The 26,919-nt window shown below is 60.8% G+C and carries 31 protein-coding genes; 21 read left to right on the forward strand and 10 right to left on the reverse strand.

The genetic code is table 11. From position 1 onward, the window contains the following. Positions 1 to 21: 21 nt before the first annotated feature. From GVN17_RS13390 to GVN17_RS13415, 6 genes are all read left to right on the forward strand, one after another. Positions 22 to 924, forward strand: a complete 903-nt coding sequence (locus tag GVN17_RS13390; protein ID WP_166595746.1) for an energy transducer TonB — start codon at positions 22 to 24, stop codon at positions 922 to 924. A gap of 241 nt (positions 925 to 1,165) precedes the next feature. Continuing rightward, positions 1,166 to 1,735, forward strand: coding sequence for a YqgE/AlgH family protein (locus GVN17_RS13395; protein WP_166595747.1), 570 nt, complete (start codon positions 1,166 to 1,168; stop codon positions 1,733 to 1,735). Continuing rightward, positions 1,735 to 2,175: a Holliday junction resolvase RuvX gene (gene ruvX / locus GVN17_RS13400; RefSeq protein ID WP_166595748.1), complete on the forward strand. Its 441-nt coding sequence runs from the start codon at positions 1,735 to 1,737 to the stop codon at positions 2,173 to 2,175. The genes GVN17_RS13395 and ruvX overlap by 1 nt, the downstream gene beginning before the upstream one ends. A gap of 77 nt (positions 2,176 to 2,252) precedes the next feature. Then, positions 2,253 to 2,774, forward strand: coding sequence for a bifunctional pyr operon transcriptional regulator/uracil phosphoribosyltransferase PyrR (pyrR, locus tag GVN17_RS13405; protein WP_166595749.1), 522 nt, complete (start codon positions 2,253 to 2,255; stop codon positions 2,772 to 2,774). 12 nt (positions 2,775 to 2,786) lie between these two features. After that, positions 2,787 to 3,791 carry an aspartate carbamoyltransferase catalytic subunit gene (locus GVN17_RS13410; protein WP_166595750.1) on the forward strand — a complete coding sequence of 335 codons (1,005 nt, stop codon included), beginning with the start codon at positions 2,787 to 2,789 and terminating at the stop codon, positions 3,789 to 3,791. Then, positions 3,788 to 5,059, forward strand: a complete 1,272-nt coding sequence (locus GVN17_RS13415; protein ID WP_166595751.1) for a dihydroorotase — start codon at positions 3,788 to 3,790, stop codon at positions 5,057 to 5,059. The genes GVN17_RS13410 and GVN17_RS13415 overlap by 4 nt, the downstream gene beginning before the upstream one ends. Before the next feature lie 95 nt (positions 5,060 to 5,154). On the opposite strand, the gene GVN17_RS13420 is transcribed toward GVN17_RS13415, so the two are convergent. Further along, entirely contained in the window at positions 5,155 to 5,574 is a 420-nt protein-coding gene (locus tag GVN17_RS13420; RefSeq protein ID WP_166595752.1) for a TM2 domain-containing protein, read from the reverse strand. 250 nt (positions 5,575 to 5,824) lie between these two features. On the opposite strand from GVN17_RS13420, the gene GVN17_RS13425 reads away from it, so the two are divergent. Beyond that, positions 5,825 to 6,550 carry a C40 family peptidase gene (locus tag GVN17_RS13425; RefSeq protein ID WP_166595753.1) on the forward strand — a complete coding sequence of 242 codons (726 nt, stop codon included), beginning with the start codon at positions 5,825 to 5,827 and terminating at the stop codon, positions 6,548 to 6,550. A 157-nt stretch (positions 6,551 to 6,707) separates the two neighbouring features. Here GVN17_RS13425 and GVN17_RS13430 read toward each other — a convergent pair whose 3' ends face one another. Continuing rightward, positions 6,708 to 7,742, reverse strand: a complete 1,035-nt coding sequence (locus GVN17_RS13430) for a type IV pilus twitching motility protein PilT (protein WP_166595754.1) — start codon at positions 7,740 to 7,742, stop codon at positions 6,708 to 6,710. Between the two features lie 54 nt (positions 7,743 to 7,796). On the opposite strand from GVN17_RS13430, the gene GVN17_RS13435 reads away from it, so the two are divergent. The 9 genes from GVN17_RS13435 to GVN17_RS13475 all read left to right on the forward strand — a co-directional run bounded on the left by GVN17_RS13435 (position 7,797) and on the right by GVN17_RS13475 (position 14,521). After that, entirely contained in the window at positions 7,797 to 8,483 is a 687-nt protein-coding gene (locus tag GVN17_RS13435) for a YggS family pyridoxal phosphate-dependent enzyme (RefSeq protein WP_166595755.1), read from the forward strand. Between the two features lie 24 nt (positions 8,484 to 8,507). Beyond that, complete coding sequence (gene proC, locus GVN17_RS13440) at positions 8,508 to 9,326, forward strand: pyrroline-5-carboxylate reductase (RefSeq protein WP_166595756.1); 819 nt, start codon at positions 8,508 to 8,510, stop codon at positions 9,324 to 9,326. An 11-nt stretch (positions 9,327 to 9,337) separates the two neighbouring features. Next, the gene (locus GVN17_RS13445; protein WP_166595757.1) at positions 9,338 to 9,928 is read left to right on the forward strand and encodes a YggT family protein; all 591 of its coding nucleotides are present in this window, start codon (positions 9,338 to 9,340) and stop codon (positions 9,926 to 9,928) included. Between the two features lie 193 nt (positions 9,929 to 10,121). Next, positions 10,122 to 11,261 carry a homoserine O-acetyltransferase gene (locus tag GVN17_RS13450; RefSeq protein ID WP_166595758.1) on the forward strand — a complete coding sequence of 380 codons (1,140 nt, stop codon included), beginning with the start codon at positions 10,122 to 10,124 and terminating at the stop codon, positions 11,259 to 11,261. A 7-nt stretch (positions 11,262 to 11,268) separates the two neighbouring features. Next, complete coding sequence (gene metW / locus GVN17_RS13455; RefSeq protein WP_166595759.1) at positions 11,269 to 11,889, forward strand: methionine biosynthesis protein MetW; 621 nt, start codon at positions 11,269 to 11,271, stop codon at positions 11,887 to 11,889. A gap of 23 nt (positions 11,890 to 11,912) precedes the next feature. Further along, complete coding sequence (locus GVN17_RS13460; RefSeq protein WP_166595760.1) at positions 11,913 to 12,359, forward strand: DUF4426 domain-containing protein; 447 nt, start codon at positions 11,913 to 11,915, stop codon at positions 12,357 to 12,359. Then, positions 12,356 to 12,964 (forward strand): RdgB/HAM1 family non-canonical purine NTP pyrophosphatase, encoded by a 609-nt coding sequence (gene rdgB / locus GVN17_RS13465; protein WP_166595761.1) that lies wholly within the window; start codon positions 12,356 to 12,358, stop codon positions 12,962 to 12,964. Before GVN17_RS13460 ends, rdgB begins: the two co-directional genes overlap by 4 nt. Further along, positions 12,961 to 14,175, forward strand: coding sequence for a radical SAM family heme chaperone HemW (gene hemW, locus GVN17_RS13470; protein WP_166595762.1), 1,215 nt, complete (start codon positions 12,961 to 12,963; stop codon positions 14,173 to 14,175). Before rdgB ends, hemW begins: the two co-directional genes overlap by 4 nt. A gap of 22 nt (positions 14,176 to 14,197) precedes the next feature. After that, on the forward strand, positions 14,198 to 14,521 hold the full coding sequence (locus GVN17_RS13475; RefSeq protein ID WP_062385487.1) for a DUF3392 domain-containing protein: 324 nt from the start codon (positions 14,198 to 14,200) through the stop codon (positions 14,519 to 14,521). A gap of 109 nt (positions 14,522 to 14,630) precedes the next feature. Here the strand turns inward: GVN17_RS13475 and trmB are convergent, their stop codons facing one another. The 4 genes from trmB to GVN17_RS13495 form a co-directional block, all read right to left on the reverse strand. Then, the gene (gene trmB / locus GVN17_RS13480) at positions 14,631 to 15,344 is read right to left on the reverse strand and encodes a tRNA (guanosine(46)-N7)-methyltransferase TrmB (protein WP_166595892.1); all 714 of its coding nucleotides are present in this window, start codon (positions 15,342 to 15,344) and stop codon (positions 14,631 to 14,633) included. Between the two features lie 55 nt (positions 15,345 to 15,399). Then, complete coding sequence (locus GVN17_RS13485) at positions 15,400 to 16,194, reverse strand: thiazole synthase (RefSeq protein WP_166595763.1); 795 nt, start codon at positions 16,192 to 16,194, stop codon at positions 15,400 to 15,402. A 67-nt stretch (positions 16,195 to 16,261) separates the two neighbouring features. Beyond that, positions 16,262 to 16,462, reverse strand: coding sequence for a sulfur carrier protein ThiS (gene thiS / locus GVN17_RS13490; protein WP_166595764.1), 201 nt, complete (start codon positions 16,460 to 16,462; stop codon positions 16,262 to 16,264). A gap of 111 nt (positions 16,463 to 16,573) precedes the next feature. Continuing rightward, a complete protein-coding gene (locus GVN17_RS13495) occupies positions 16,574 to 16,957 on the reverse strand; it encodes a DUF423 domain-containing protein (protein ID WP_166595765.1) in 384 nt (127 codons plus the stop codon). Between the two features lie 79 nt (positions 16,958 to 17,036). Between GVN17_RS13495 and mtgA the strand changes: the two genes are divergently transcribed. Then, positions 17,037 to 17,747, forward strand: coding sequence for a monofunctional biosynthetic peptidoglycan transglycosylase (mtgA, locus tag GVN17_RS13500; protein WP_166595766.1), 711 nt, complete (start codon positions 17,037 to 17,039; stop codon positions 17,745 to 17,747). 188 nt (positions 17,748 to 17,935) lie between these two features. Here mtgA and rpoH read toward each other — a convergent pair whose 3' ends face one another. From rpoH to ftsY, 4 genes are all read right to left on the reverse strand, one after another. After that, positions 17,936 to 18,790 carry an RNA polymerase sigma factor RpoH gene (gene rpoH, locus GVN17_RS13505; RefSeq protein ID WP_065991120.1) on the reverse strand — a complete coding sequence of 285 codons (855 nt, stop codon included), beginning with the start codon at positions 18,788 to 18,790 and terminating at the stop codon, positions 17,936 to 17,938. Positions 18,791 to 18,928: 138 nt separating this feature from the next. Continuing rightward, positions 18,929 to 19,954, reverse strand: a complete 1,026-nt coding sequence (gene ftsX, locus GVN17_RS13510; protein ID WP_166595767.1) for a permease-like cell division protein FtsX — start codon at positions 19,952 to 19,954, stop codon at positions 18,929 to 18,931. Next, on the reverse strand, positions 19,951 to 20,622 hold the full coding sequence (gene ftsE / locus GVN17_RS13515) for a cell division ATP-binding protein FtsE (RefSeq protein ID WP_166595768.1): 672 nt from the start codon (positions 20,620 to 20,622) through the stop codon (positions 19,951 to 19,953). The genes ftsX and ftsE overlap by 4 nt, the downstream gene beginning before the upstream one ends. Continuing rightward, positions 20,619 to 22,166, reverse strand: coding sequence for a signal recognition particle-docking protein FtsY (ftsY, locus tag GVN17_RS13520; protein ID WP_166595769.1), 1,548 nt, complete (start codon positions 22,164 to 22,166; stop codon positions 20,619 to 20,621). The genes ftsE and ftsY overlap by 4 nt, the downstream gene beginning before the upstream one ends. 294 nt (positions 22,167 to 22,460) lie before the next feature. On the opposite strand from ftsY, the gene GVN17_RS13525 reads away from it, so the two are divergent. From GVN17_RS13525 to GVN17_RS13540, 4 genes are read left to right on the forward strand one after another with little or no spacing between them, the layout of a single operon-like run. Then, positions 22,461 to 23,813 carry a pitrilysin family protein gene (locus GVN17_RS13525; protein WP_166595770.1) on the forward strand — a complete coding sequence of 451 codons (1,353 nt, stop codon included), beginning with the start codon at positions 22,461 to 22,463 and terminating at the stop codon, positions 23,811 to 23,813. Continuing rightward, on the forward strand, positions 23,810 to 25,306 hold the full coding sequence (locus GVN17_RS13530; protein WP_371928542.1) for a M16 family metallopeptidase: 1,497 nt from the start codon (positions 23,810 to 23,812) through the stop codon (positions 25,304 to 25,306). Before GVN17_RS13525 ends, GVN17_RS13530 begins: the two co-directional genes overlap by 4 nt. Further along, positions 25,306 to 25,926, forward strand: a complete 621-nt coding sequence (gene rsmD / locus GVN17_RS13535) for a 16S rRNA (guanine(966)-N(2))-methyltransferase RsmD (protein WP_166595771.1) — start codon at positions 25,306 to 25,308, stop codon at positions 25,924 to 25,926. The genes GVN17_RS13530 and rsmD overlap by 1 nt, the downstream gene beginning before the upstream one ends. Further along, positions 25,910 to 26,914 carry a hydrolase gene (locus GVN17_RS13540; protein WP_166595772.1) on the forward strand — a complete coding sequence of 335 codons (1,005 nt, stop codon included), beginning with the start codon at positions 25,910 to 25,912 and terminating at the stop codon, positions 26,912 to 26,914. Before rsmD ends, GVN17_RS13540 begins: the two co-directional genes overlap by 17 nt. Positions 26,915 to 26,919 lie beyond the last annotated feature (5 nt).

The raw sequence follows: 26,919 nt of genomic DNA on the forward strand, positions 1-26,919 counted from the left end.
TCATGTGATTCCGGAGCGCCGATGAACGCGGCGGTCGACAGTGATCTCCCGATGGCCCTGATCCGCACCCACGTGCGCCCGCGTGATCGCCTGGGTTTTACCCTGCTGATCGCGGCCCTTGTGCATTTGGCGCTGATCCTTGGGGTGGGCTTCACCTACGTCAAACCCGAAACCATCAGCCAGACCCTGGAAATTACCCTCGCCCCCTTCAAGAGCGACACCAAGCCGAAGGACGCAGACTTCCTCGCCCAGGAAAACCAGCAAGGCAGCGGCACCCTCGACAAGAAAGCGGTGCCCAAGACCACTGAAATCGCCCCGTATCAGGACACCCAGATCAACAAGGTGACTCCACCGCCTGCCGCCAAGCCGGTGGTGAAGCAGGAAGCGCCCAAGACCGCCGTCGCCACCAAGGCACCCGCGAAAGAAAAGACCGTCGCCAAACGGGACGAAGTCAAAACTGAAGAGCCGAAGAAAGCCGCGCCGACCTTCGACAGCACGCAACTGAACAGCGAAATCGCCAGCCTTGAAGCCGAACTGGCCGACGAGCAGCAGGCGTACGCCAAGCGTCCGAAGATTCATCGCCTCAGCGCGGCCTCGACCATGCGCGACAAGGGCGCCTGGTACAAAGAGGATTGGCGCAAGAAGATCGAGCGCATCGGCAACCTCAACTACCCCGAAGAAGCCCGGCGCCAGCAGATCTACGGCAGCCTGCGGATGATGGTGTCGATCAACCGCGATGGCTCTTTATATGAAGTGCTGGTGCTGGAGTCGTCCGGGCAGCCGCTGCTGGATCAGGCAGCCCAGCGCATCGTCCGACTGGCCGCGCCCTTCGCCCCATTCACCGGCGACCTGTCGGACATCGACCGACTGGAAATCATCCGCACCTGGAAATTCGCCCGTGGGGACAAGCTTTCCAGTAATTGAGTCCAGACATCAACACCTGTAGGAGTGAGCTTGCTCGCGATTGCTGTTGATCAATCAACATCTTGGGTGCAGACATACTGCTATCGCGAACAAGCTCACTCCTACAGGCGCGTCATTCGCCGTGAAATCGCTTCAGCCTCGGTGACTCAACACATGAAACCTGACCCACGTCGCGATTTATCCCCCGCTGCGTCGGTTCTGCCAGTTGTCACAGCAGCCCTACGGCGCCACACTAGGGCTCATGAAAAACGTCACTCCGTCGTACCTCAAGCACCAATTTCTGATCGCCATGCCCCACATGCACGATGAGAACTTCGCTCAGACCTTGACCTACATTGTCGAGCACAACGCCAATGGCGCCATGGGTCTGGTGATCAACCGACCGCAAAGCCTGTCGCTGGCCGATATTCTCGAACAGCTGCGACCGGAATTGGCGCCGCCCGCCCGTTGTCAGCACATCCCCATTCATGTCGGCGGCCCGGTGCAAACCGACCGTGGCTTCGTCCTGCACCCCACCGGCCAGGTGTTCCAGGCCACGGTCGACCTGGGCGGCATCTCGCTGTCCACCTCCCAAGACGTGCTGTTCTCCATCGCTGACGGCTACGGCCCTGATCAAAATTTGATCACGCTGGGGTACGCGGGCTGGGATGCGGGCCAACTGGAAGCTGAATTCGCCGCCAACGCCTGGCTCAACTGCGCGTTCGACCCGGCCATTCTGTTCGAAGTCGACAGCGAACTCCGCCTCGACGCCGCCGCCGCCAAACTCGGCATCAACCTGAATCTGCTGACCAGCCAGGCGGGCCACGCCTGATGGCTGCATTGCGTCTGCTTCTGGGCTTCGACTACGGCACCCGCCAAATCGGCGTTGCCGTCGGCCAGGTGATCACCGGCCAGGCCCGGGAACTCTGTACTTTGAAAGCTCAAAACGGTGTTCCCGACTGGGACAAGGTGCAGGCCCTGATCACTGAGTGGAAACCTGACGCCATCGTCGTCGGCCTCCCGCTGAACATGGACGGTACGCCCAGCGAGATGAGCGCCCGCGCCGAAAAGTTCTCACGCAAGCTCAATGGCCGCTTCAATCTTCCTGTTTACACCCACGACGAGCGCCTGACGACCTTCGAAGCCAAAGGCGAGCGCATGGCCCGTGGCGGCCAGCGTGGCAGCTATCGCGACAACCCGGTGGACGCCATCGCGGCTGCATTGCTGCTGCAGGGCTGGCTGGACGCCAACGGCGCGCTGTTTGAAACCTGAGCGGTTTACACTGCACGACATCCGAGTTTTAGCCCTGCCGTCCGCAACCCCACGGCCGGGTTCTTGAAGGAGCCACTATGACCCTGCCCAACCCCGCCGCCCTGATCAGCCAGATGGCAATCGATCTGAACGCGCACCTCAGCAAACGTGGCATCAGCGAACCCCGCTTCATCGGCATCCGTACCGGCGGCGTGTGGGTCGCGCAAGCCCTTCTAGAAGCCCTGGGCAGCCAGTCGCCGCTGGGCACGCTGGACGTTTCTTTCTATCGCGACGATTTCAGTCAGAACGGCCTGCACCCTCAAGTGCGGCCGTCGGAGCTGCCGTTCGAGATCGAAGGCCAGCATCTGGTGCTGATCGATGACGTGCTGATGAGCGGCCGCACCATTCGCGCGGCCCTCAATGAACTGTTCGACTATGGCCGCCCCGCCAGCGTGGCGCTGGTGTCGCTGCTGGACCTGGACGCCGCCGAGCTGCCGATTCGTCCGAATGTGACCGGCGCGACGCTGAATCTGTCTCCAGACGAACGCGTCAAGCTGTCCGGCCCGACGCCGCTCACGCTGGAGCTGCAAGACCTTTCCACCGATTCCGCCGCCCTCTAAGAGTCCTTTGCGATGACGCCTCTCGACGCCAAGCGCCCGCTGCAACTGAACCATCAGGGTCAGCTGCAACATTTCCTTTCGCTCGACGGTTTGCCCCGCGAACTGCTCACCGAAATCCTCGACACCGCTGATTCGTTCCTCGAAGTCGGCGCCCGGGCGGTGAAGAAAGTCCCGCTGTTGCGCGGCAAAACCGTGTGCAACGTGTTCTTCGAGAACTCGACGCGCACCCGCACCACCTTCGAACTGGCGGCACAGCGGCTGTCAGCGGACGTCATCACCCTGAACGTGTCGACGTCCTCCACCAGCAAGGGCGAGACGCTGTTCGACACCCTGCGCAACCTTGAGGCCATGGCCGCCGACATGTTCGTCGTGCGCCACGGCGATTCGGGCGCGGCGCACTTCATCGCGGAGCACGTTTGCCCGCAGGTGGCGATCATCAACGGCGGCGACGGGCGTCATGCACACCCGACGCAAGGCATGCTCGACATGCTGACCATCCGCCGCCACAAGGGTGATTTCAAGAACCTTTCGGTGGCCATCGTCGGCGATATCCTGCACTCCCGCGTGGCGCGTTCGAACATGATCGCGCTCAAGGCGCTGGGCTGCCCGGACATCCGCGTGGTCGCGCCGAAAACCCTGCTGCCGATTGGCGTCGAGCAGTATGGCGTAAAGGTCTACACCGACCTGACCGAGGGCCTCAAAGACGTGGACGTGGTGATCATGCTGCGTCTGCAACGGGAAAGAATGTCCGGCGGCCTGCTGCCAAGCGAAGGGGAGTTCTACCGCCTGTTCGGCCTGACCACCGCTCGTCTGGCCGGCGCCAAGCCTGATGCCATCGTCATGCACCCCGGCCCGATCAATCGGGGCGTGGAAATCGAATCGGCGGTAGCCGACGGCGCCCACTCTGTGATCCTCAATCAAGTGACCTACGGCATCGCGATCCGCATGGCCGTTCTGTCCATGGCCATGAGTGGCCAAACCGCCCAACGTCAGTTCGAGCAGGAGAACGCCCAGTGAAGTTCAGCATCCTCGGCGCTCGCGTCATCGACCCTGTCAGCGGTCTGGATCAAGTCATTGACGTTCACCTTGAGGCAGGCAAAATCCTCGCTCTGGGCGCGGCCCCCGCCGATTTCTCGCCTTCGCAAACCATCGACGGCAAAGGCCTTGTGGCTGCGCCGGGCCTGGTTGACTTGAACGTGTCTCTGCGCGAACCGGGCTATAGCCGCAAAGGCAGTATCGCCAGTGAAACCCGCGCCGCTGCGGCCGGTGGCGTGACCAGCCTGTGCTGCCCGCCGCGCACCAAGCCGGTCCTCGATACCTCGGCGGTGGCTGAGCTGATTCTGGACCGCGCCCGCGAGGCCGGTCACAGCAAAGTGTTCCCCATCGGCGCGCTGAGCAAGGGTCTGGAAGGCGAGCAACTGGCCGAACTGATCGCCCTGCGCGATGCCGGTTGCGTGGCGTTCACCAACGGCCTGACCAATTTCAAGAGCAACCGCACGCTGTGCCGCGCGCTGGAATACGCCGCGACCTTCGACCTGACCGTGATTTTCAATTCGCAGGACCACGATCTGGCAGCAGGCGGTCTGGCTCATGACGGCCCGACGGCAGCGTTCCTCGGCCTGCCGGGCATTCCGGAAACCGCTGAAACCGTGGCGTTGGCCCGCGACCTGCTGCTGGTCGAACAAAGCGGCGTGCGCGCGCACTTCACGCAATTGACCAGCGCGCGGGGCGTGGCATTGATCGCTCAGGCGCAAGCCCGTGGTTTGCCGGTGACGGCCGACGTGGCGTTGTATCAGCTGATTCTGACGGACGAAGCGCTGATCGACTTCTCCAGCCTCTATCACGTGCAACCGCCCCTGCGCACCCGCGCCGACCGCGACGCGCTGCGTGAGGCGGTCAAATCGGGCGTGGTTCAAGCGATCTCCAGCCATCACCAGCCTCATGAACGTGACGCCAAGCTGGCCCCGTTCGGCGCGACCGAACCGGGGATCAGCAGCGTCGAGCTGCTGCTGCCGCTGGCGATGACATTGGTGGAAGACGGCCTGTTGGACCTGCCGACGCTCCTGTCGCGTCTCAGCGCAGGCCCTGCAGCGGCCCTGCGTTTGCCTGCGGGCCAGCTGGCAGCGGGTGCGGCGGCAGATCTGGTGTTGTTTGATCCTGCGGCTTCCACTGTGGCAGGCGAAAAATGGCTGTCGAAGGGCGAAAACAGCCCGTTCCTCGGCCACTGCTTGCCGGGCGCCGTCAGGTACACCTTCGTGGATGGGCGGATGAGCTATATTGCGTAGTTAACCCCCGTAGCAACAAGGCTCGCCGACGGTGGCGCCTTCAAAATCTCTACCGTCGGCAAGCCAGACTGCTACAGGGTTTCGCGACGTTCGTTTCAACGACGTCGGGCATTTTTCTCCGAAATCTGGTCATTCAACGTCCAGAAGTCATACAAAATTCCCACGAAGAACAGGCCTCCGGTGAGCAGGTAAATGATCCCGGTGATCCATTTGCCCTGATACATCCGATGCAGCCCGAACACGCCTAGAAACGTCAGCAGAATCCACGCGACGCTGTAATCGGTCGGTCCGTCGCTAAAACGCGTGTCCGCCTGTTCGTCCATCGAGGGGATCAGGAACAGGTCAATCAACCAGCCAATCCCCAACAGCCCCAACGTGAAAAACCAGATCGTCCCGGTCACCGGCTTGCCGTAATAGAACCGGTGAGAGCCGGTAAAACCGAAAATCCACAACAGGTATCCCATGACTTTGCTGTGGGTGTCTGGCCGCTGGCCGTCCGGGTAATAGGTGTTCATTGGGTACCTCTTTTGCGGCAATAGAAAAAAATATGCGTAAGTTTTGTGACTTTAGTGATGCCGTCCGACGTATGGCTTGAACCTCTGTCCATCCCTGCAAACCCTTGTTCTGCAAGGGGGAGGCTACAGCGATGTGACATTTTTGCGGTCAATTCTGACTTCAAGGGCAGTAAATTGTTCGACAAGTGGGATCAGAATCCTTGAAAAAGCTGTTATAAAGTTGCGCGCTGACCCACATGAGCCCTGCCTAATGCGTCCATTTTTGAAGACATGGCTGACTATCTGTCTATTTATGCCACTGGCCGCCCACGCCACCAATCGTGAGCAACCGCTACCTCCAAGCTTCACCGGATTTACAGCGAACAGTCATCCTTCGCCAACATCGGTAGCGAGTAAAAAAGTCACCCAAGAGGCCCTCGAAGAAACGGCAATGCCGCTCGAAACCTCTGGTAAGAAAAGCCGAACCACCAAAGGGAAAAAAGCCCAGGCCGGTTCTCACAAGATTTCGCAGCACACCGTCGCCCTCGCCACAACGGGGCAGATGGGCACCAAGCAAAGCAGCAATGTAGTCAACCGGGCCGTCAAGGCCATCGGTACACCTTATCGTTGGGGCGGTACTAGCCCAACAAAAGGGTTCGATTGCAGTGGCTTGGTGAAATACGCGTTCAACGACGTGAGTGAAGTGGATTTGCCGCGCACCTCCAATGCCATGTCCGAAGGACACGGGCAAAAGGTCGATCGCAAGGACTTGAAGCCAGGCGACTTGCTGTTTTTCAACATCAAGAGCCGTCAGGTGAATCACGTCGCGATTTATCTGGGTGATGACCGCTTCGTCCACGCGCCTCGCCGTGGCAAGGCCGTGACGATCGACACGCTGAAAAAGCCGTACTGGGATAGCCACTACGTCGTGGCCAAACGTGTACTGCCGAAGCAGCCACCGAGCAAGAAAGGCACCGTGCGGATCGCTCAACGCTGATCTGCGACGTTCTGTCTGACGCCGGAACAGCCTGTTGAATGCAATGCCTGTGGGAGCGAATTCATTCGCGAGACGGTGGTACAGCCGATAGAGTTTTATCGGATGCACCGGCCAATCGCGAGTGAATTCGCTCCCACAGTCGTTTAGGGCTTTTGAATCAAAAGTTATCCGGCGTCTTCGCCTTCTCGCGAGCGCTTTCCCGCGTGATCAGCCCTTTGGTCACCAAGTCTTTCAGGCACATGTCCAGTGTCTGCATCCCCAACGCGCCCCCGGTCTGAATCGACGAGTACATCTGCGCCACTTTGTCCTCGCGGATGAGGTTACGGATCGCCGACGTGCCGATCATGATTTCGTGCGCCGCGACCCGACCGCCGCCTACCTTTTTCAGCAAAGCCTGCGACACGATGGCGTGCAGCGATTCGGACAGCATCGAGCGAATCATCGATTTTTCCTGAGCCGGAAACACGTCCACAATCCGGTCGATACTTTTCGCCGCCGACGTGGTGTGCAGGGTGCCGAACACCAAGTGCCCGGTTTCCGCAGCGGTCAGCGCCAGTCGAATGGTTTCGAGGTCCCGCAGCTCACCCACCAGAATCACGTCCGGGTCTTCCCGCAGTGCCGAACGCAGAGCTTCGGCAAAACCGTGGGTGTCGCGGTGGACTTCGCGTTGGTTGATCAGGCTCTTCTTGGACTCGTGAACGAATTCGATCGGGTCTTCGATGGTCAGGATGTGGTGGTGCTTGTTGGCGTTCAGGTAATCGACCATCGCGGCGAGCGTCGTCGATTTACCCGAACCGGTCGGCCCGGTGACCAGCACCAGTCCACGGGGTACGTCTGTAATCTTCCGAAACACTTCCCCCATGCCCAAGTCTTCCATGCTCAGGACCTTCGACGGAATGGTCCGAAACACGGCGCCTGCGCCACGGTTCTGGTTAAACGCGTTGACCCTGAACCGCGCAACGCCAGGCACTTCAAAGGAAAAGTCCGTCTCCAGATCTTCCTCGAAGTCCTTGCGTTGCTTGTCGTTCATGATGTCGTAGATCAGCGCCTGGACTTCTTTCTGGTCCAGCGCTGGCAGGTTGATCCGCCGCACATCGCCATCGACCCGGATCATCGGCGGCAGGCCAGCCGAGAGGTGTAAGTCCGACGCGCCTTGCTTGGCACTGAAGGCAAGCAGCTCGGTAATATCCATACAGCTCCTCATCACATAGAATGCCGCAGACTTTAGCCCTGCTGGCGCAAATCAATGTCCACGATAGCAGAGAACATTTCAACGCTCGCAGAGCGAATTCGTCACGCCGCTCAGGTGGCCCAACGCGACCCGTCGTCCGTCCGGCTGCTGGCCGTGAGCAAGACCAAGCCCGCCAGCGATCTGCGCGAAGCGTATGACGCCGGGCTGCGCGACTTTGGCGAGAATTACCTGCAAGAAGCTCTCGGCAAACAGACCGAATTGAGCGACCTGCCCTTGATCTGGCATTTCATCGGCCCCATCCAGTCAAACAAGACTCGCGCCATCGCCGAGCATTTTGACTGGGTACATTCCGTGGATCGCTTGAAAATCGCACAACGCCTGTCCGAACAACGCCCCACCGAACTGCCTCCGCTCAACCTCTGCATTCAGGTCAACGTCAGTGGCGAGGCGAGCAAATCCGGCTGCACCCCTGAAGATCTGCCTGCGCTGGCACACGCCATCAGCGCCCTGCCCAATCTGAGATTGCGCGGCTTGATGGCAATTCCCGAACCGACCGAAAACAGCGACGAACAGAACGCCGCGTTCGCGACCGTGCGCAACCTGCAAGACCAACTGAACCTGCCGCTGGACACTCTTTCAATGGGCATGAGCCACGACCTGGAAGCCGCCATTGCACAAGGCGCGACCTGGGTGCGGATCGGCACTGCCCTCTTTGGCGCCCGCAATTATGGGCAGCCTTAACTCTTGCCTCACAGGAAGCCGTTCATGAGCAAAACCCGTATCGCGTTTATCGGCGCCGGAAACATGGCCGCCAGCTTGATTGGCGGCATGCGCGCGCAGGGCGTCGCAGCTGATTTGATCCGTGCCAGCGACCCCGGCCAGGAAACCCGTGAGCGCGTGGCCAAAGAGCACGGCATCACCGTTGTGGCCGATAACGCCGAAGCCATCGAAGGCGCCGACGTGGTGCTGCTGGCGGTGAAGCCGCAGATGATGAAAGCCGTCTGCGAAGCGATCAAACCGGCCCTGAAGCCGAACCAATTGATCGTCTCGATTGCCGCCGGTATCACCTGCGCCAGCATGAAGGCCTGGCTGGGCGATCAGCCGCTGGTGCGCTGCATGCCCAACACCCCGGCGCTGCTGCGTCAGGGCGTGAGCGGGCTGTACGCCACAGATGACGTAACTCAGACCCAGCGTCAGCAGGCCGAAACCCTGCTGTCCGCCGTCGGCATCGCGCTGTGGGTGGACACCGAAGCCCAGATCGACGCTGTGACCGCCGTATCGGGCAGCGGCCCGGCGTATTTCTTCCTGCTGATCGAAGCGATGACCGCCGCAGGCGTGAAGCTGGGCTTGTCTCCGGACGTTGCCAAACAGCTGAGCCTGGAAACAGCCCTCGGCGCCGCCCGCATGGCCACCACCAGCGATGTCGATGCGGCTGAGCTGCGTCGTCGCGTCACTTCGCCTGCGGGCACCACGGAAGCCGCGATCAAATCGTTCCAGGCCGATGGCTTTGAAGCGATTGTCGAGAAAGCGCTGGGCGCCGCCGCGCATCGCTCGGCCGAGCTTGCCGAACTGCTGGGCAAATAAAGGAGCAATTCATGAATGCACTCACTGGCGCCACGATTTTCGTCATCCAGACGCTGATCAGCCTGTACCTGACCATCGTCCTGCTGCGCTTCGTGCTGCAACTGGTCAAAGCCAACTTCTACAACCCGCTCTGCCAGTTCGCCGTGCGCGCAACCCAGCCGTTGCTCAAGCCGATCCGCCGCGTCATCCCGAGCGTGCTGGGGCTCGACACCTCATCCCTGCTGCTGGCCATTGTGATTCAGGCGCTGCTGATGGCGTTCGTGCTGATGATGACCTACGGCACCATCGGCGATGTGCCGCATCTGCTGATGTGGTCGATCATCGGCATCACCTCGCTGCTGCTGAAAATCTTCTGGGTGGCGATGATCATCATGGTGATCGTGTCCTGGATCGCGCCGGGCACCCATAACCCGGCTGCCGAACTGGCCTACCAGATCAGCGAACCGATCCTGGCGCCGTTCCGCCGCATCATCCCGAACCTGGGCGGCCTCGACATCTCACCGATCTTCGCCTTCCTTGCAATCCAGGTGCTTCAGTCGTATGTCATGCCTGAGCTGGCAGCCTACGCCGGTATGCCGCAGGAGTTGTGGCGGTTGATCTAAACCCGCCACCCTCCTGTAGGAGTGAGCTTGCTCGCGATGGCGGTATGTCAGAACCGTAGATGGCGTCTGATACACCGCAATCGCGAGTAAGCTCACTCCTACAGGTACTCATCTACCAGCCGCCCTGTTGTTTGCTTGCCGCTACCCCCCGCGATCTTTAGACTTACGCCTCATTTCAGTGAGAGCAGGGTCGATGTCCACGGTCTTTCCCGAAGATTCTGTCGGTCTAGTCACGCCGCAGACGGCGCATTTCAGCGAGCCACTGGCTCTGGCCTGCGGGCGTTCGCTGGCCGATTACGACCTCATCTACGAAACCTACGGTCAACTCAACGCTGCCAAGAGCAACGCGGTGCTGATCTGTCACGCCCTGTCCGGCCATCATCACGCTGCGGGTTATCACAGCGAAGATGAGCGCAAGCCCGGCTGGTGGGACAGCTGTATCGGCCCCGGCAAGCCTATCGACACGGACAAATTCTTCGTCGTCAGCCTGAACAACCTCGGCGGCTGCAATGGCTCCACTGGCCCGAGCAGCATCAACCCGGAAACCGGCAAGCCTTTCGGCGCCAACTTCCCGGTGCTGACGGTCGAGGACTGGGTCCACAGTCAGGCCCGTCTGGCCGACACCCTCGGCATCATGCAATGGGCGGCCATCGTTGGCGGCAGTCTGGGCGGCATGCAGGCGTTGCAATGGACCATCACGTACCCGGATCGCGTGCGCCATTGCCTGGCCATCGCCTCGGCGCCCAAGTTGTCAGCGCAAAACATCGCCTTCAACGAAGTGGCGCGACAAGCGATCCTCACTGACCCGGAATTCCACGGCGGCTCGTTCCAGGAAATGGGCGTGATCCCCAAGCGCGGCCTGATGCTGGCGCGCATGGTGGGGCACATCACCTACCTGTCCGACGACTCCATGGGCGAGAAATTCGGCCGTGGCCTGAAGAACGAAAACCTCAATTACGACTTCCACAGCGTCGAGTTCCAAGTCGAAAGTTACCTGCGTTATCAGGGCGAAGAGTTCTCTGGCCGTTTCGACGCCAACACTTACCTGCTGATGACCAAGGCGCTGGACTACTTCGATCCAGCGGCTAACTTCGACGACAACCTGGCGGCGACCTTCGCCAGGGCCACGTCGAAGTTCTGCGTGATGTCGTTCACCACCGACTGGCGCTTTTCCCCGGCCCGCTCTCGCGAGCTGGTGGATGCGCTAATGGCGGCGAAGAAAGACGTCTGCTACCTGGAAATCGACGCACCGCAGGGCCACGACGCCTTCCTGATGCCGATCCCGCGCTACCTGCAGGCCTTCTCCAGCTACATGAACCGAATTGCACTCTGAGGACACCATGAGAGCCGACCTGGAAATCATCCAAGACTGGATACCGGCAGGCAGCCGCGTGCTCGACCTCGGCTGTGGCGACGGCGAATTGCTGGCCTGGCTGAAGGACAACAAGCAAGTGACCGGCTACGGCCTGGAAAACGACGCCGAGAACATCGCGCGTTGCGTGGCCCGTGGCGTCAACGTCATCGAGCAGGACCTGGACAAGGGGCTGGGCAACTTTGCCAGCAACAGTTTCGACATTGTGGTCATGACGCAGGCGCTGCAAGCCGTGCACTACCCCGACCGCATCCTCGACGAAATGCTGCGCGTCGGTCGCCAGTGCATCATCACCTTCCCGAACTTCGGTCACTGGCGCTGCCGCTGGTACCTGGCGAGCAAGGGCCGGATGCCGGTTTCCGAGTTCCTGCCGTACACGTGGTACAACACGCCGAACATTCACTTCTGCACCTTCGAAGACTTCGAAGAGTTGTGCCGGGGCCGCTCGGCGAAGGTCATTGATCGGCTGGCTGTCGATCAACAGCATCGTCACGGTTGGGCGAGCAAGCTTTGGCCTAATCTGTTGGGTGAGATCGGCATCTATCGGGTCAGCAGCCCCGGCTTGCAGGACCACCAGATCGCCGTGTGATCCCTATTCACAGGAGAACGATCATGGCTCGTCTGATTGCACTGCTGGGCATGCTGATGACGCTGGGGACGCCGCTGATGGCCGCCAACAGCGCCAGCCCGAACCGACAGGAACAGTTCGGCGACCTGATCATTCACTACAACGCCTTCGCCTCCGGCCTGTTGCAACCGGCCATCGCGCAGGAAGCCGGGCTGATTCGCAGCAAAGGCCAAGGCGTGATCAACATTACAGCGGTCAAGAACGGCAAGACCGTTCCGGCCACTGTGAGCGGCACGATCCAGGACCTCACGGGCCGCGAAAAGCCGCTGACCTTCAAGCCCTTCAACGAAAACAGCGCGGTGAATTATCTCGCGCAATTTGCGGTTGAGCCCGACAGCTCGGCGACCTATGTCTTCACCATCAACGTGAAGACCGGGGACGACGACACGCACACGCTCAGCTTCAACCAACAGATTTTCTCGGACGAATGATGACGTTTTCCCAACTCGTACTCGCCAGCCACAACGCCGGCAAACTCAAAGAACTCCAGGCCATGCTCGGCGGCAGCGTGCAGCTGCGCTCGATTGGCGAGTTCAGCAGCGTCGAGCCTGAAGAAACCGGCTTGTCGTTCGTCGAGAACGCGATCCTCAAGGCCCGCAATGCCGCGCGCATTTCCGGCCTGCCCGCGCTGGCCGACGATTCAGGGCTGGCGGTGGACTTCCTCGGCGGAGCGCCGGGCATTTATTCGGCACGTTATGCCGATGGCAAAGGCGACGCGGCGAACAACGCCAAGCTGCTCGACGCCTTGAAAGACGTGCCGGAAGAGCAGCGTGGCGCGCAGTTCGTGTGCGTGTTGGCGCTGGTCCGTCACGCCGACGATCCGCTGCCTATCCTCTGTGAAGGGCTGTGGCATGGCCGCATTTTGACCGCCGCCAGTGGCGAGCATGGGTTTGGCTATGACCCGCTGTTCTGGGTGCCTGAGCGCGGCCTGTCCAGCGCCGAGCTGACGCCCGCCGACAAGAACCAGATCAGCCACCGCGCCCGCGCCATGGCCATTCTGCGTCAGCGCCTGCTCCTGGATGTGACGGGGAAATGACCCAAGATTCAGCCACCCGGCCGCTGATCCTTGGCGCGGCCGGTTTCAGCTCCGAACAGCCTCGAAGCCCATTGCCCGTGCTGCCTCCGCTGTCGCTGTACATCCATATCCCGTGGTGCGTGCGCAAATGCCCGTACTGCGACTTCAATTCCCACACCGCCAGCCCTGTTCTGCCCGAGCAGGAATACGTCGACGCGCTGTTGGCTGACCTGGATCAGGACCTGCCCCACGTCTACGGACGCGAGCTGAGTTCGATCTTCTTTGGCGGCGGTACGCCCAGCCTGTTCAGCGCCGACGCATTGGGGCGATTACTGAAAGGCGTCGAGCAACGCATCCGTTTCGCCCCAGACATTGAAATCACGCTGGAAGCCAACCCCGGTACGTTCGAGCAGGTCAAGTTCAGCGCCTATCGCGGCCTGGGGATCAATCGCCTGTCCATCGGCATCCAGAGTTTTCAAGAAGCCAAACTCACGGCGCTAGGCCGCATCCACAACGGCGATGAAGCTGTGCGGGCAGCGGACATGGCGCGTCAGGCCGGTTTTGATAACTTCAACCTGGACCTGATGCACGGCTTGCCCGATCAGTCGCAGGACGACGCGCTGGGCGATTTGCGCCAGGCCATCGCCCTCGCCCCGACGCATCTGTCGTGGTATCAGCTGACGCTGGAACCGAACACCGTGTTCTGGAATCAGCCGCCAACGCTGCCAGAGGACGACATCCTCTGGGACATTCAGGAGGCGGGGCAGACGCTGCTCAGGGAAAACGGCTACGCGCAGTACGAAGTGTCGGCCTATGCGCAACCAGGCCGTCCTGCGCGGCATAACCTGAATTACTGGAGCTTTGGCGATTTCATCGGCATTGGCGCGGGCGCTCACGGCAAACTCAGTCACCCCGATGGTCGCATCCTGCGCACGTGGAAGACCCGCTTGCCCAAGGATTACCTTAATCCGGCCAAGCCGTTTCAGGCGGGGGAAAAGCTGCTGCCACTGGACGAAATGCCGTTCGAATTCCTGATGAACGCACTGCGCCTGACAAATGGTGTGGACGCTGCATTATTTCAGTGTCGCACGGGTCTAAGCGTCGATTCGCTCGCCAGCGCGCGTCAGCAGGCCGAACAACGGGGCTTGCTGGAAACCGATCCAACGCGTCTGGCGGCCACTGCCCGAGGTCAACTGTTCCTCAATGACCTGCTGCAGTACTTTCTTCTTTAAGGCTTAACGCAAAGGAAACTGAATGGACCTCGTACTCGACCTGCTGGCCACTGTCTCACGCTGGAGCCGCAGCAACCTGTCGGAAATCGCACTGGCGTTGGTAGGCTGCCTGCTGATCCTGTTCGGCGCAGACATCAAAGGCTGGATTGAAGGTCGCCTGAGCAGCTTTGCCGGTGCATTGCGCGTACCGGTCATGGCCCTCCTGTGCACCATCGGCAGCGGCGCCGCGCTGATTTACGCCACACCTTGGGTCGTGCGCGGGCTGAGCCAGTTCAACAACTACAGCCTGGCGCCCGTGCTGTTGGTGGTGCTGGTGTTGATCGGGGTGGTTGCGGACAGGAAGTGATCCTGAACCCCGGCGCTAAACGGACTGTGGGAGCGAATTCATTCGCTCCCACAGGTTCATGCCAACCTCTGAATCCGCGTCCGACCCTATTGGGTGGGACGCGGTTGAATCAGGCCAGCTTCTCGAACTTCAAATCCCACACCCCGTGCCCCAAACGCTCACCACGGCGTTCGAACTTGGTGATCGGGCGCTCCGCAGGGCGTGGGACGCATTTGCCGTCTTCGGCCAGATTGCGATAACCCGGCGCGACGTTCATCACTTCCAGCATGTACTCGGCATACGGTTCCCAGTCGGTGGCCATGTGCAGAACGCCGCCCGGCTTGAGCTTGGTGCGCACCAGTTCAGCGAATTCGGCTTGTACGATGCGGCGTTTGTGATGACGCGCCTTGTGCCACGGGTCCGGAAAGAACAGCATCAGGCGATCAAGGCTGTTGTCGGCCACGCAGCGGTTGAGCACTTCGATCGCGTCGCAATCGTAGACCCGCACGTTGGTCAGGCCTTGCGTCAGCACGCCATTGAGCAACGCGCCAACACCTGGGCGATGCACTTCAACGCCGATGAAATCCTGCTCCGGCGCCGCCGCTGCCATTTCCAGCAACGAGTGGCCCATGCCGAAACCGATTTCCAGGGTGCGCGGCGCCGAGCGACCGAACACCTTGTCGAAATCAACCGGCGCGTCGGCCAGTGGCAGCACGAACAGCGGCTTGCCTTGATCCAGGCCGCGTTGCTGGCCTTCGGTCATGCGACCGGCGCGCATCACGAAGCTCTTGATGCGCCGATGGTGGCTGTCATCGCCTTGGGCTTTACCGTCTTCGTCGTTCATCACTTCGTCGTCCGGAAGTGGGTCAGGCGTTTGCGAATCAATCATCAACAGGCTCTTACTTGATCAGACCATCCAGCGGCGAGGACGCGCTGGCATAGAGTTTCTTCTGCATACGGCCAGCCAGGTAAGCCATGCGGCCTGCCAGGATGGCGTGTTTCATGGCTTCGGCCATGAGGATCGGTTGTTGCGCATGGGCGATGGCCGAGTTCATCAGCACCGCTTCGCAACCCAGTTCCATGGCGATGGTGGCGTCGGACGCAGTGCCAACACCGGCATCGACCAGCACCGGGACTTTCGATTCTTCGAGGATGATCTGCAGGTTATACGGGTTGCAGATCCCAAGACCGCTGCCGATCAGACCGGCCAGCGGCATGATCGCGCAGCAGCCGATTTCGGCCAATTGACGCGCGATGATCGGGTCGTCGCTGGTGTACACCATCACGTCAAAGCCTTCCTTGACCAGCGTTTCGGCGGCTTTGAGGGTTTCGATCACGTTGGGGAACAGGGTCTTCTGGTCAGCCAGGACTTCCAGCTTGACCAGGTTGTGGCCGTCGAGCAGTTCACGGGCCAAGCGGCAGGTGCGCACGGCTTCGATGGCGTCGTAGCAGCCAGCCGTGTTTGGCAAGAAGGTGTAGCGATCCGGTGACAGCACTTGGAGCAGGTTCGGTTCGCCTTCGGTCTGGCCGAGGTTGGTGCGGCGCACAGCGAAGGTGACGATTTCGGCGCCGGAGGCTTCGATGGCCAGACGGGTTTCTTCCATATCCTTGTACTTGCCCGTGCCGACCAACAGGCGCGACTGGAAAGTACGACCGGCCACTGTAAACGGCTTGTCGCTACGAACATTGCTCATCGGAAATCCTCTTTACGGTTGAGGTTCTTGCAGTTCTTCTGGATCGGGCCGGCTGCAGCGCTGCGAATCAGCCGCCGCCGATGGCGTGGACCACTTCGACCTGATCGCCTTCGTTCAGCGCCGTGGCAGCGTGCTGGCTGCGTGGGACGATATCCAGATTCAGCTCCACCGCGATTCGACGCCCCGTCAGTTCCAGACGGTTCAGCAACGCCGCGACGGTCTCGCCATCGGGCAGTTCGTAGGATTCACCGTTCAACTGAATGCGCATGCGAAAGGCAGCCATCATTTTTAGGGGCGAGCATTCTAGCCCGATCAGCCGATGGGACCAAGGCAAAGCAGTGCCATTCGTCTCACATCGGACTGCCGGGTCAGGTTCTCTTTAGAGCGTATCGAGCCCCAGACGCCAGGCGAGCCAGCCCAGAATGAACCAGCCGATGAGGAAGCACAGCCCGCCAATCGGCGTGATGATGCCCAATTTGCTGATGCCGGTGAGGGTCAGCAGGTAAAGACTGCCCGAGAACAGCAAGATACCCAGCACAAAGGCGATGCCCGCGTAGCTGACCAGCCGCCCCTGAATCTGCGTTGCCAGAATCGCCACACCAAAGATTGCCAGGGTGTGGATCAATTGATACAGCACGCCGGTGTGAAAAATCGCCAGGTACTCAGGCGTCAGGCGGTTTTTCAGGCCATGGGCCGCGAATGCGCCAAGGGCGACGCCGGTGAATCCGAAGAAAGCCGCCAACATCAGAAAGGTTCGTAACATGTGAAACTCCAGGCAAAGTCGTTCAATGGCGCGTGGTCTGTATAATGGCCCGCTCAACCGGTTCGGCCAAGCCATCCCTATGCTGCGTTTCCTTCTCCATCGTGTCGCCAAAGGCCTGCTCTGGTTCGCAGCGGCCAGTGTCGTGCTGGTTTTGATCTTTCGCTTCGTGCCTCCGCCGTTCACCGCGTTGATGGTCGAGCGCAAGGTCGAATCCTGGTTCGACGGCCAACCCATCGACCTGCAACGGGACTGGCAACCGTGGGAGAAAATCTCCGACGACCTGAAAGTTGCGGTCATCGCAGGTGAAGACCAGAAATTCGCCGAGCACTGGGGTTTCGATATCGACGCCATTCAGGCCGCACTGGTTCATAACGAACGTGGCGGCTCGATTCGCGGCGCCAGCACGCTGAGCCAGCAGGTCTCGAAAAACCTCTTTCTGTGGTCCGGCCGCAGTTATCTGCGCAAAGGCCTGGAAGCCTGGTTCACCGGCCTGATCGAGGTGCTCTGGTCCAAGCAACGGATTCTTGAGGTATACGTCAACAGCGTGGAATGGGACGACGGCGTGTTCGGCGCCCAAGCTGCGGCGCAACATCACTTCCACGTCAACGCCAGCCAACTTTCGACCCAGCAAGCGAGCTACCTTGCCGCGGTGCTCCCCAACCCTCGAGAATGGAGCGCCAGCCACCCCAGCAGCTACGTCTCGCGACGGGCCGGCTGGATTCGCCAGCAGATGCGCCAGTTGGGTGGGGATGAGTATCTGGTGGGGATAAACAATCGGCGAGAGTGGTAAACCAAACCTTTTAGAGCCACACGCAAAACCTGTAGGAGTGAGCTTGCTCGCGATGGCGTCATACCAGACACCCAGGCAGTGACTGAAAGGCCGCTATCGCGAGCAAGCTCACTCCTACAGGTCATCATCAGGCTCACAAACAAAAACGCCCCGATCATCTCGGGGCGTTTTGCATTTCGGTTGACCGCTTACGCAGCAATCGACAGTTTGAGCTTGTTCATCGCGCTCTTTTCGAGCTGACGGATACGCTCGGCTGAGACGTTGTACTTTTCGGCCAGGTCGTGCAGCGTCGCCTTTTCCTCAGCCAGCCAGCGCTGGTAAAGGATGTCGCGGCTACGGTCGTCCAGCACGTTCAAGGCTTCGTGCAGGTTGGCGGTCGAGCTGTCAGTCCAGTCGGAATCTTCCAGCTGACGCGCCGGATCGTAACGATGGTCTTCCAGGTAGTTGGCCGGAGACTGAAACGCGCTGTCGTCGTCGGCTTCAGCAGCCGGGTCGAACGCCATGTCGTGACCGGTCAAACGGCTTTCCATCTCGCGCACTTCACGCGGCTCTACACCGAGGCTTTCAGCCACACGGTGCACTTCTTCGTTGTTCAGCCACGCCAGACGTTTCTTCTGGCTGCGCAGGTTGAAGAACAGCTTGCGCTGGGCCTTGGTGGTCGCGACTTTCACGATGCGCCAGTTGCGCAGAATGAACTCGTGAATCTCAGCCTTGATCCAGTGCACGGCGAACGATACCAGACGCACGCCCATTTCTGGGTTGAAACGCTTCACGGCCTTCATTAGACCGACGTTACCTTCCTGGATCAGGTCAGCCTGAGCCAGTCCATAACCGGAATAACTGCGTGCGATATGCACCACAAAACGCAGGTGGGCGAGCACCATCTGCCGAGCCGCCCCTAAATCCTGCTCGTAATAGAGACTCTCGGCCAGTTCACGCTCCTGCTCGGGCGTCAGCAATGGAATGCTGTTGACCGTGTGCACATAGGCTTCAAGGTTTGCACCCGGAACCAAGGCATAAGCAGGTTGCAAAGAATTGGTCATACGAAAAAACCTCCGACACATGACTCGTGCAGTTCAGCACTGCGAAATTGACCGGGAGCCGCTAAACAAGTTCCCTTAGCTGAAAAGTCAATAGATGAAACAAAATTTACGCTTAAAAGATTACCCGAACATTAAAACTCAACGAGGTGCCAGCTCTCTCAAATGGCGTGCAACGGCAATCCACGCACCGATATACCCCAACAGCACCGCCCCAAGCAATAGGGACAGACCATCGGCAACCGGCACACCAGCCAGTGCGAAATTGCTTCCATAAAGGCCAGCCAATCGCACCACCGCCTCGTTCAACCAGTCCAGGCCGAACGCCAGCACACCCCAAGACAGAATCCCGGCACCGAAGCCATACAGCGCGCCCATATAAAGGAAGGGCCTGCGCACGTAGGCATCGGTACCGCCCACTAGTTTAATGACTTCGATCTCGGTGCGGCGGTTCTCGATATGAAGACGGATGGTATTGCCTATCACCAATAACAATGCCACCACCAACAGCACTGTCAGGCCGAACACGAAGCGGTCACCCAATTTCAGAATCGCCGCCAGACGTTCGACCCAGACCAGATCCAGCTGCGCCTGCTGCACTTTCGGTAATTCAGCGAGACGCGTACGTAATGCCTCCAGCGCCGGCTTGTCAACTTCCTGTGGAGTCACCAGCACGACGCCAGGCAGCGGGTTTTCAGGCAATTCCTTGAGCGCTTCGCCCAGGCCTGATTGCTGCTGGAACTCGTTCAGCGCCTGATCGCGGGAGATGTACTCTGCTTCGGCGACGCCGGGCATCTCTTTGATCTGAGCGGCCAACCCTTCGCCTTCACTTGGCGAAGCATTCAGTTGCAAATAAAGAGAGATCTGCGCCGCGCGCTGCCACGAACCACCCAGCCGCTCGACGTTGCTCAGCAGCAACGACAAGCCCATCGGCAGGCTCAATGCAACGGCCATCACCAGACAGGTAAAAAAGCTGCCAATTGGCTGCTTGCCCAGACGCCGCAAGCTGTCGGCCATGCTGGAGCGATGGGCTTCGATCCATGCGTTGAACAGTTGGCCAAAGCTTGGGCCGTCGTCATCGTCGTGTTTCTTTTTCTTCTGCGGGCCCGGCTCGGCGGCCTTTGGCGCCACGCGTTCGGAAACCTTGGGGCTGCGAGTGGCACTCATACGCCAGCCTCCCCGTCACCAATCAGTCGGCCGCGTTGCAGGGTCAGCATGCGGTGGCGCATGCGTGCGATCAGGGCCAGGTCGTGACTGGCGATCAGCACGCTGGTGCCCAGGCGGTTGATGTCTTCGAATACGCCCATGATTTCCGCTGCCAGCCGTGGATCGAGGTTACCGGTGGGTTCGTCCGCCAGCAGCAAGGCCGGGCGGTGAACGATGGCGCGTGCAATACCGACGCGCTGCTGCTGACCGGTGGACAAGTCGCCAGGGTACAGCTCGGCCTTGTCAGACAGGGCCACACGCTCCAGCGCCGAATCGACGCGTTTGGTCACTTCGGCTTTGGACAGCCCCAGAATCTGGAGCGGCAGGGCGACGTTGTTGAACACCGTGCGGTCGAACAGCAACTGGTGGTTCTGGAACACGACGCCGATTTGCCGCCGCAGGAACGGGATCTGCGCATTGCTGATCTGCCCGAGGTCTTGCCCGGCCAGCAACAGTTTGCCGGTGGTGGGACGTTCCATCGCCAGCAGCAGGCGCAACAGTGTACTTTTACCGGCACCGGAGTGGCCGGTTACAAACAGAAACTCGCCGCGACGCACTCGAAAGCTCAGCTCATGCAAGCCGACGTGTCCGTTCGGATAGCGTTTACCGACCTGTTCGAAACGAATCATGTGCGCTCCCGCTCGGCGAAGAGGGCCTGAACGAACGGTTCGGCCTCGAATGTCCGCAAATCGTCGATGCCTTCACCGACGCCGATGTAACGAATCGGCAGTCCGAACTGCTTGGCCAGCGCGAAGATCACCCCGCCCTTGGCCGTGCCGTCGAGCTTGGTGAGGGCAAGGCCCGTCAGGCTCACCGTCTGATTGAATTGCTTCGCTTGGTTGATGGCGTTCTGGCCAGTACCGGCATCCAGCACCAACAAGACTTCGTGAGGCGCGGCTTCGTCCAGCTTGCCGATCACGCGGCGCACCTTTTTCAGCTCTTCCATCAGGTTGTCTTTGGTGTGCAGACGACCGGCGGTGTCGGCGATCAACACATCGACACCACGGGCCTTGGCGGCCTGCACGGCGTCAAAGATGACCGAAGCCGAGTCGGCGCCAGTGTGCTGGGCGATGACAGGGATCTTGTTGCGCTCACCCCAGACCTGAAGCTGCTCGACCGCCGCAGCGCGGAAGGTGTCGCCTGCCGCCAGCATGACTTTCTTGCCTTCAAGCTGAAGCTTCTTGGCCAGTTTGCCGATGGTAGTGGTCTTGCCCGCGCCGTTGACGCCAACGACCAGAATCACGAACGGCTTGTGTTCTGATGTGATGACGAGCGGCGCTTCCACCGGCTTGAGCATTTCCGTCAGTTCACTTTGCAGCGACTTGTACAGCGCGTCGCTGTCGGTCAACTGTTTGCGCGCCACTTTCTGGGTCAGGTTGCGCACGATCAACGACGTGGCTTCAACACCCACGTCGGCGGTCAACAAGCGCGTTTCCAGCTCATCGAGCATGTCATCGTCGATGGCCTTCTTGCCCAGAAACAGGCTGGCCATGCCTTCACCAAGGCTGGCGCTGGTCTTGGACAGACCCTGTTTCAGGCGGGCGAAGAAACCGGGTTGCCTGGCTTCCACGACGGGAGCCGGAGCTTCAGGGACGACTAGCGCTGGCGGGGTCTCGATCACGGGTGCAACCGGCACAGTCGGTACTGGCTCAGGAACAGGCGAAGGCTGAGACAAGGCAGGCAAATCATCGCCAGCGACCGGGTCCGGCAGGGCAACCGGGATCGGCTCGATGGACGGTGGCACTTCAAAAGACGTGGTATCGACCACCGCAGGCTGAGCTGGCGGATGCGGAATGGCGATCTCAGATTGCACGTGCGACGCGGTGTACACCGGAATCTCGGGGGTGACGTGCGGCTCGTGTTCATCCGTCAGCGCCACCGGCTCTTCGGCGACCGGTAGCTTCAGCCAAGGCTCGCCAGCTGGCTGTTCAATGATCGGCGTCGGTGCTTCGAAAGCCGTGGCGACATGTGGCGCAGCAGGCGGGATCGCCGGAGGGGTTTGCGGCTCGGCAGCAGGCGGCGTCGGTTCGGCGACAGGCTCGGGCGCTGCGGCGGTTGAATCCTGTGGCGGCTCGGCAACGGCTTCCTGCGGCTTTTTGCGCAGCCATCCGAACAGGCCTTTTTTCTCGCCAGCCGGGGCTGGGGTCTTCTTGTCGTCGTTGGAACCAAACATGGAGGACGGCTATCTCAAGGTAGCGACGCGCCAGAGCGGCGCCTCTGAAAAATTCTGTATGCGAAACAGACTGCTTTTATGTCCGCTTGTTCATCAGTTGCCCCGGCACGTGGCATCAGTGAATCCGCTTCATAGCGTTCAGCCACTGTCGCCCCAATCAGCCTTAAGGCCATGGCTTATCCGAAAACTCCTACATCTTAGTCGTGGTCGGCAAGCAAACTGGCCGCTATCCTAACACCCCCGCGCCCGCCGACGCTAAGTTCAAGCAGGCCGTCTCGAAGGTTCAAATGACGAATGAATGCTATTGCCCGCCGTGCCGCAGGCCTTCTGCTCGGCACATTGTGTTTGCCCCTTGCTGCTCTCGCCGCCGACCCTCAACCCACTTCCGAATTCACGCTGGATAACGGCCTGAAAGTCGTCGTGCGCGAAGATCATCGCGCGCCGGTGGTGGTGTCGCAGGTCTGGTACAAGGTGGGCTCCAGTTACGAGACGCCCGGCCAGACCGGCCTGTCCCACGCGCTGGAACACATGATGTTCAAGGGCAGCTCCAAGGCGGGTCCGGGTGAGGCGTCGCTGATCCTGCGCGACCTTGGCGCTGAAGAAAACGCCTTCACCAGCGACGATTACACCGCGTACTACCAGGTGCTGGCTCGCGATCGCCTGAGCGTGGCCTTCGAGCTGGAAGCCGATCGCATGGCCAGCCTGCGCCTGCCGCCTGAAGAATTCGCGCGCGAGATCGAAGTCATCAAAGAGGAGCGCCGCCTGCGCACCGATGACAAGCCGAACGCCAAGGCTTACGAACGCTTCAAGGCCATGGCCTACCCGGCCAGCGGCTACCACACGCCGACCATCGGCTGGATGGCGGACCTCGACCGCATGAAGGTCGAAGAACTGCGCCACTGGTACGAATCCTGGTACGTGCCGAATAACGCCACGCTGGTCGTCGTGGGCGACGTGAAACCCGACGAAGTGAAGGCTTTGGCCGAACGCTTCTTCGGGCCAATTCCACGGCGTGATGTGCCGCCATCGAAAAAGCCGCTGGAATTGCCTGAACCGGGCCTGCGCCAGATCACCGTGCATGTTGCAACTCAAATGCCGAGCCTGATGTACGGCTTCAACGTCCCAAGCCTGTCCACCGCGACCGATCCGCAGTCAGTCAACGCACTGCGCCTGATCTCGGCACTGCTGGACGGCGGCTACAGCGCGCGCATTCCGACGCGTCTGGAGCGAGGTGAAGAACTCGTGACCGGCGCCTCCTCCGATTACGACGCCTACACCCGTGGTGACAGCCTGTTCACCATCAGCGCCACGCCCAACATGCAGAAGAAAAAAACCCTCGCCGACACCGAAGCCGGTATCTGGCGTCTACTGGACGAGCTGAAAAACCAGCCGCCGACCAAAGAAGAGCTTGAGCGGGTTCGGGCGCAGGTCATCGCCGGTCTGGTGTATGAGCGTGATTCGATCACCAGTCAGGCCAGCACCATCGGCGAGCTGGAAACCGTGGGGCTGTCCTGGCGCCTGATCGACGGCGAACTGGCGGCGCTGCAAAGCGTCACTCCGGAAGATATCCAGAAAGCCGCTCGCACCTATTTCACCCGCGAACGCCTCGCCGTCGCGCACGTTCTGCCTGAGGAGAAAGCCAAATGACCCCGCGCAACGAAACACGCCTGGGGCGAACGCGGGCCCCTTCGATGCTGCTGGCAGCGACCCTCGCGCTGTTTAGCGCTGCACCGGTCATGGCCGACACGGCCGCCGAAGCGCCCAAGGCCATCGATAAAGCTGCCAACACCCTCGAATCCCTGAAGGAGCTCGACGGCAAGGCCCCGGCCCGTCGCTCATTGAACATTCAGTCGTGGAACACCGCCGAAGGCGCCCGCGTGCTGTTCGTCGAAGCTCATGAGCTGCCGATGTTCGACATGCGCTTGCTGTTCGCGGCTGGCAGCAGTCAGGACGGCGCCACCCCGGGGATCGCGCTGGTCACCAACGCCATGCTCAATGAAGGCGTGAAAGGCAAGAATGTCAGCGCCATCGCCGAAGGTTTCGAAGGGCTGGGCGCCGACTTCGGCAACGGCTCCTACCGCGACATGGCGCTGGTTTCGCTGCGCAGCCTGAGCGCGCCCGAGAAACGCGAACCGGCACTCAAGCTGTTCTCGGAAGTGGTGGGCAAGCCCACCTTCCCTAGCGACTCGCTGGCCCGGATCAAAAACCAGCTTCTCGCCAGCTTTGAATATCAAAAGCAAAACCCCGGCAAACTGGCGGGCGATGAGCTGTTCACGCGTCTGTATGGGAATCACCCCTACGGGCATCCAAGCATGGGCACTGCCAAAAGCATCACGCCAATCACGCTCGCGCAGCTGAAAGCCTTTCACGCCAAGGCCTACGCGGCGGGGAACGCGGTGATTGCATTGGTGGGCGATCTTTCTCGCGCAGATGCCGAAGCGGTTGCCGCTCAGGTGTCGGCGTCGCTGCCGAAAGGCCCGGCATTGGCGAAGACCGTTGCGCCGACCGAGCCGAAATCTGGCGAGACTCACATTGAGTTTCCTTCCAAGCAGACTCACCTGATGCTGGCCGAGCTGGGCATCGACCGCGCCGATCCGGATTACGCAGCGCTCTCGCTGGGCAACTCGATCCTCGGCGGCGGCGGCTTTGGCAGTCGCTTGATGACCGAAGTTCGGGAAAAGCGTGGCCTGACGTACGGTATTTCGTCGGGCTTCACCCCGATGCAGGCCCAAGGCCCGTTCATCATCGGCCTGCAAACCCGTGCCGAACTCAGCGAAAACACCTTGAAGCTGGTCAAGGACGTCACCCGTGACTTCCTCGCGAACGGCCCCACCCAGAAAGAGCTCGACGACGCCAAGCGCGAACTCGCAGGCAGCTTTCCGCTGTCCACGGCGAGCAACTCGGCGATCGTTGGCCAATTGGGGGCAATCGGCTTCTATAATCTGCCCCTGAGCTACATCGAAGACTTCATGACGCAGTCTCAGAGCGTCACCGTCGAGCAGATCAAAACGGTGATGAACAAGCATCTGGACGTGGACAAGCTGGTCATCGTGACCGCTGGTCCTACCGTCCCGCAGAAACCTCTGCCGCCCCCTACTGATCGACCTGCCGAGCAACCCCTCGGCGTTCCGGAGCACTAATGACCTCGACTTCCAAGCCGCCACGCATTCACAAAGGGCACAAAGTCCATACGGGCCTCGGCCAACTGCGGATCATCGGCGGCGAATGGCGCAGTCGGCGTCTGAGCTTTCCTGATGCCCCCGGCCTGCGCCCGACGCCGGACCGGGTGCGCGAGACCCTGTTCAACTGGTTGGCGCCGTACATCGAAGGCGCCCGCGTGCTCGACCCGTTCGCGGGCAGCGGCGCGCTGTATCTGGAAGCACTGTCCCGTGGCGCGAGTCTGGGCCTGGCGCTGGACAGCAACTCCGCCGCCATTTCCAACCTGCGCGAGCATCTCGGCACTTTGCGCTGCACAGTGGGCCGGACATCGACCGGCGACGCCCTGCGTTATCTGGAGACCCAGCCCGCCGAGCAGTTCGACGTGATCTTCCTCGATCCGCCGTTCCACCAAAACCTGCTGGCACCGGCCTGCACGCTGCTCGAAGAACGTCAGTGGCTGGCGGACAACGCGTGGATCTACACCGAAAGCGAAACTGCGCCCTCCACCTTGGGTATGCCCGGCAACTGGCGACTGCACCGCGAGAAAAAGGCCGGGCAGGTGTATTACGCGCTGTGGGAACGAAGTGCCGTCGCCAGCTGACAGCCGGGCCTTCGTTCCGGCAACCGGCCTCGGCAACCCCCACCTGCAAACCTTGTGGGGGCCGCTGTGGCGCAAGACCGTTCACCTCGACCGTCGTCGCGAGCGCATCTGGCTGGGAGACGGCGACTTCCTCGACCTCGACTGGCATGGGCCTCATGACGCCCAAGTGCCGGTCGTCATTGTGCTGCATGGCCTGACGGGGTCTTCCAATTCGCCTTACGTGGCGGGTTTGCAGCGGGCGATGGAGAAGCGCGGCTGGTCCAGCGTTGCGGTGAACTGGCGTGGCTGTTCGGGAGAGCCCAATCTGTTGCCTCGCAGCTACCACTCCGGCGCCACGGAAGACCTCGCTGCCGTGATCGATCACTTGCGAGCGGCCCGCCCCTTGGCGCCGCTCTATGCCGTCGGTTATTCGCTGGGCGGTAATATCTTGCTCAAATACCTCGGCGAATCCGGCCTCCAAAGCCAGTTACAAGGGGCTGCGGCGGTGTCGGTGCCGTTTCGGCTGGACGAGTGCGCGGACCGTATCGGGCTGGGTTTTTCCAAGGTGTATCAGCGCCACTTCATGCGCGAGATGGTCGGTTACATCCGGGACAAGCAACGCCGTTTTCAACACGAAGGGTTGAGCGACGGGCTCGCGGTCCTCGCAGCACTGGGTTCGCTGGACAACCTGCGCACGTTCTGGGATTTCGACGGGAAGGTCACCGCGCCGCTCAACGGTTTCCTCGACGCCCACGACTATTACCGGAAAGCGTCTAGCCGCTATTACCTCGGTGCGATTCGCACACCGACGCTGCTGGTGCAGGCATTGGACGATCCGTTCGTGTTTCGCCACAGCCTGCCCGAGCCTGGCGAGTTGTCTGACAGCACCCGATTCGACTTTCAGGCTCAGGGTGGCCATGTCGGGTTCGTTGGCGGGACGATCAGAACACCGACCTATTACCTGGAACAGCGGATTCCGGAGTGGTTGGTGGAGGTGCATGGGGCGTAAGACTG

The sequence above is a fragment of the Pseudomonas sp. SLFW genome (assembly GCF_009905615.1).
Taxonomy (GTDB): Bacteria; Pseudomonadota; Gammaproteobacteria; order Pseudomonadales; family Pseudomonadaceae; genus Aquipseudomonas; species Aquipseudomonas bambusae.

Bases quoted from the DNA above. Each gene is read 5' to 3' on its own strand.
- GVN17_RS13390 (WP_166595746.1), top strand. From the start codon at position 22: ATGAACGCGGCGGTCGACAGTGATCTCCCGATGGCCCTGATCCGCACC.
- GVN17_RS13395 (WP_166595747.1), top strand. From the start codon at position 1,166: ATGAAAAACGTCACTCCGTCGTACCTCAAGCACCAATTTCTGATCGCC.
- ruvX (WP_166595748.1), top strand. From the start codon at position 1,735: ATGGCTGCATTGCGTCTGCTTCTGGGCTTCGACTACGGCACCCGCCAA.
- pyrR (WP_166595749.1), top strand. From the start codon at position 2,253: ATGACCCTGCCCAACCCCGCCGCCCTGATCAGCCAGATGGCAATCGAT.
- GVN17_RS13410 (WP_166595750.1), top strand. From the start codon at position 2,787: ATGACGCCTCTCGACGCCAAGCGCCCGCTGCAACTGAACCATCAGGGT.
- GVN17_RS13420 (WP_166595752.1), bottom strand. From the start codon at position 5,574: ATGAACACCTATTACCCGGACGGCCAGCGGCCAGACACCCACAGCAAA.
- GVN17_RS13425 (WP_166595753.1), top strand. From the start codon at position 5,825: ATGCGTCCATTTTTGAAGACATGGCTGACTATCTGTCTATTTATGCCA.
- GVN17_RS13430 (WP_166595754.1), bottom strand. From the start codon at position 7,742: ATGGATATTACCGAGCTGCTTGCCTTCAGTGCCAAGCAAGGCGCGTCG.
- GVN17_RS13435 (WP_166595755.1), top strand. From the start codon at position 7,797: ATGTCCACGATAGCAGAGAACATTTCAACGCTCGCAGAGCGAATTCGT.
- proC (WP_166595756.1), top strand. From the start codon at position 8,508: ATGAGCAAAACCCGTATCGCGTTTATCGGCGCCGGAAACATGGCCGCC.
- GVN17_RS13445 (WP_166595757.1), top strand. From the start codon at position 9,338: ATGAATGCACTCACTGGCGCCACGATTTTCGTCATCCAGACGCTGATC.
- GVN17_RS13450 (WP_166595758.1), top strand. From the start codon at position 10,122: ATGTCCACGGTCTTTCCCGAAGATTCTGTCGGTCTAGTCACGCCGCAG.
- metW (WP_166595759.1), top strand. From the start codon at position 11,269: ATGAGAGCCGACCTGGAAATCATCCAAGACTGGATACCGGCAGGCAGC.
- GVN17_RS13460 (WP_166595760.1), top strand. From the start codon at position 11,913: ATGGCTCGTCTGATTGCACTGCTGGGCATGCTGATGACGCTGGGGACG.
- rdgB (WP_166595761.1), top strand. From the start codon at position 12,356: ATGATGACGTTTTCCCAACTCGTACTCGCCAGCCACAACGCCGGCAAA.
- hemW (WP_166595762.1), top strand. From the start codon at position 12,961: ATGACCCAAGATTCAGCCACCCGGCCGCTGATCCTTGGCGCGGCCGGT.
- GVN17_RS13475 (WP_062385487.1), top strand. From the start codon at position 14,198: ATGGACCTCGTACTCGACCTGCTGGCCACTGTCTCACGCTGGAGCCGC.
- trmB (WP_166595892.1), bottom strand. From the start codon at position 15,344: ATGAACGACGAAGACGGTAAAGCCCAAGGCGATGACAGCCACCATCGG.
- GVN17_RS13485 (WP_166595763.1), bottom strand. From the start codon at position 16,194: ATGAGCAATGTTCGTAGCGACAAGCCGTTTACAGTGGCCGGTCGTACT.
- thiS (WP_166595764.1), bottom strand. From the start codon at position 16,462: ATGCGCATTCAGTTGAACGGTGAATCCTACGAACTGCCCGATGGCGAG.
- GVN17_RS13495 (WP_166595765.1), bottom strand. From the start codon at position 16,957: ATGTTACGAACCTTTCTGATGTTGGCGGCTTTCTTCGGATTCACCGGC.
- mtgA (WP_166595766.1), top strand. From the start codon at position 17,037: ATGCTGCGTTTCCTTCTCCATCGTGTCGCCAAAGGCCTGCTCTGGTTC.
- rpoH (WP_065991120.1), bottom strand. From the start codon at position 18,790: ATGACCAATTCTTTGCAACCTGCTTATGCCTTGGTTCCGGGTGCAAAC.
- ftsX (WP_166595767.1), bottom strand. From the start codon at position 19,954: ATGAGTGCCACTCGCAGCCCCAAGGTTTCCGAACGCGTGGCGCCAAAG.
- ftsE (WP_166595768.1), bottom strand. From the start codon at position 20,622: ATGATTCGTTTCGAACAGGTCGGTAAACGCTATCCGAACGGACACGTC.
- ftsY (WP_166595769.1), bottom strand. From the start codon at position 22,166: ATGTTTGGTTCCAACGACGACAAGAAGACCCCAGCCCCGGCTGGCGAG.
- GVN17_RS13525 (WP_166595770.1), top strand. From the start codon at position 22,461: ATGAATGCTATTGCCCGCCGTGCCGCAGGCCTTCTGCTCGGCACATTG.
- GVN17_RS13530 (WP_371928542.1), top strand. From the start codon at position 23,810: ATGACCCCGCGCAACGAAACACGCCTGGGGCGAACGCGGGCCCCTTCG.
- rsmD (WP_166595771.1), top strand. From the start codon at position 25,306: ATGACCTCGACTTCCAAGCCGCCACGCATTCACAAAGGGCACAAAGTC.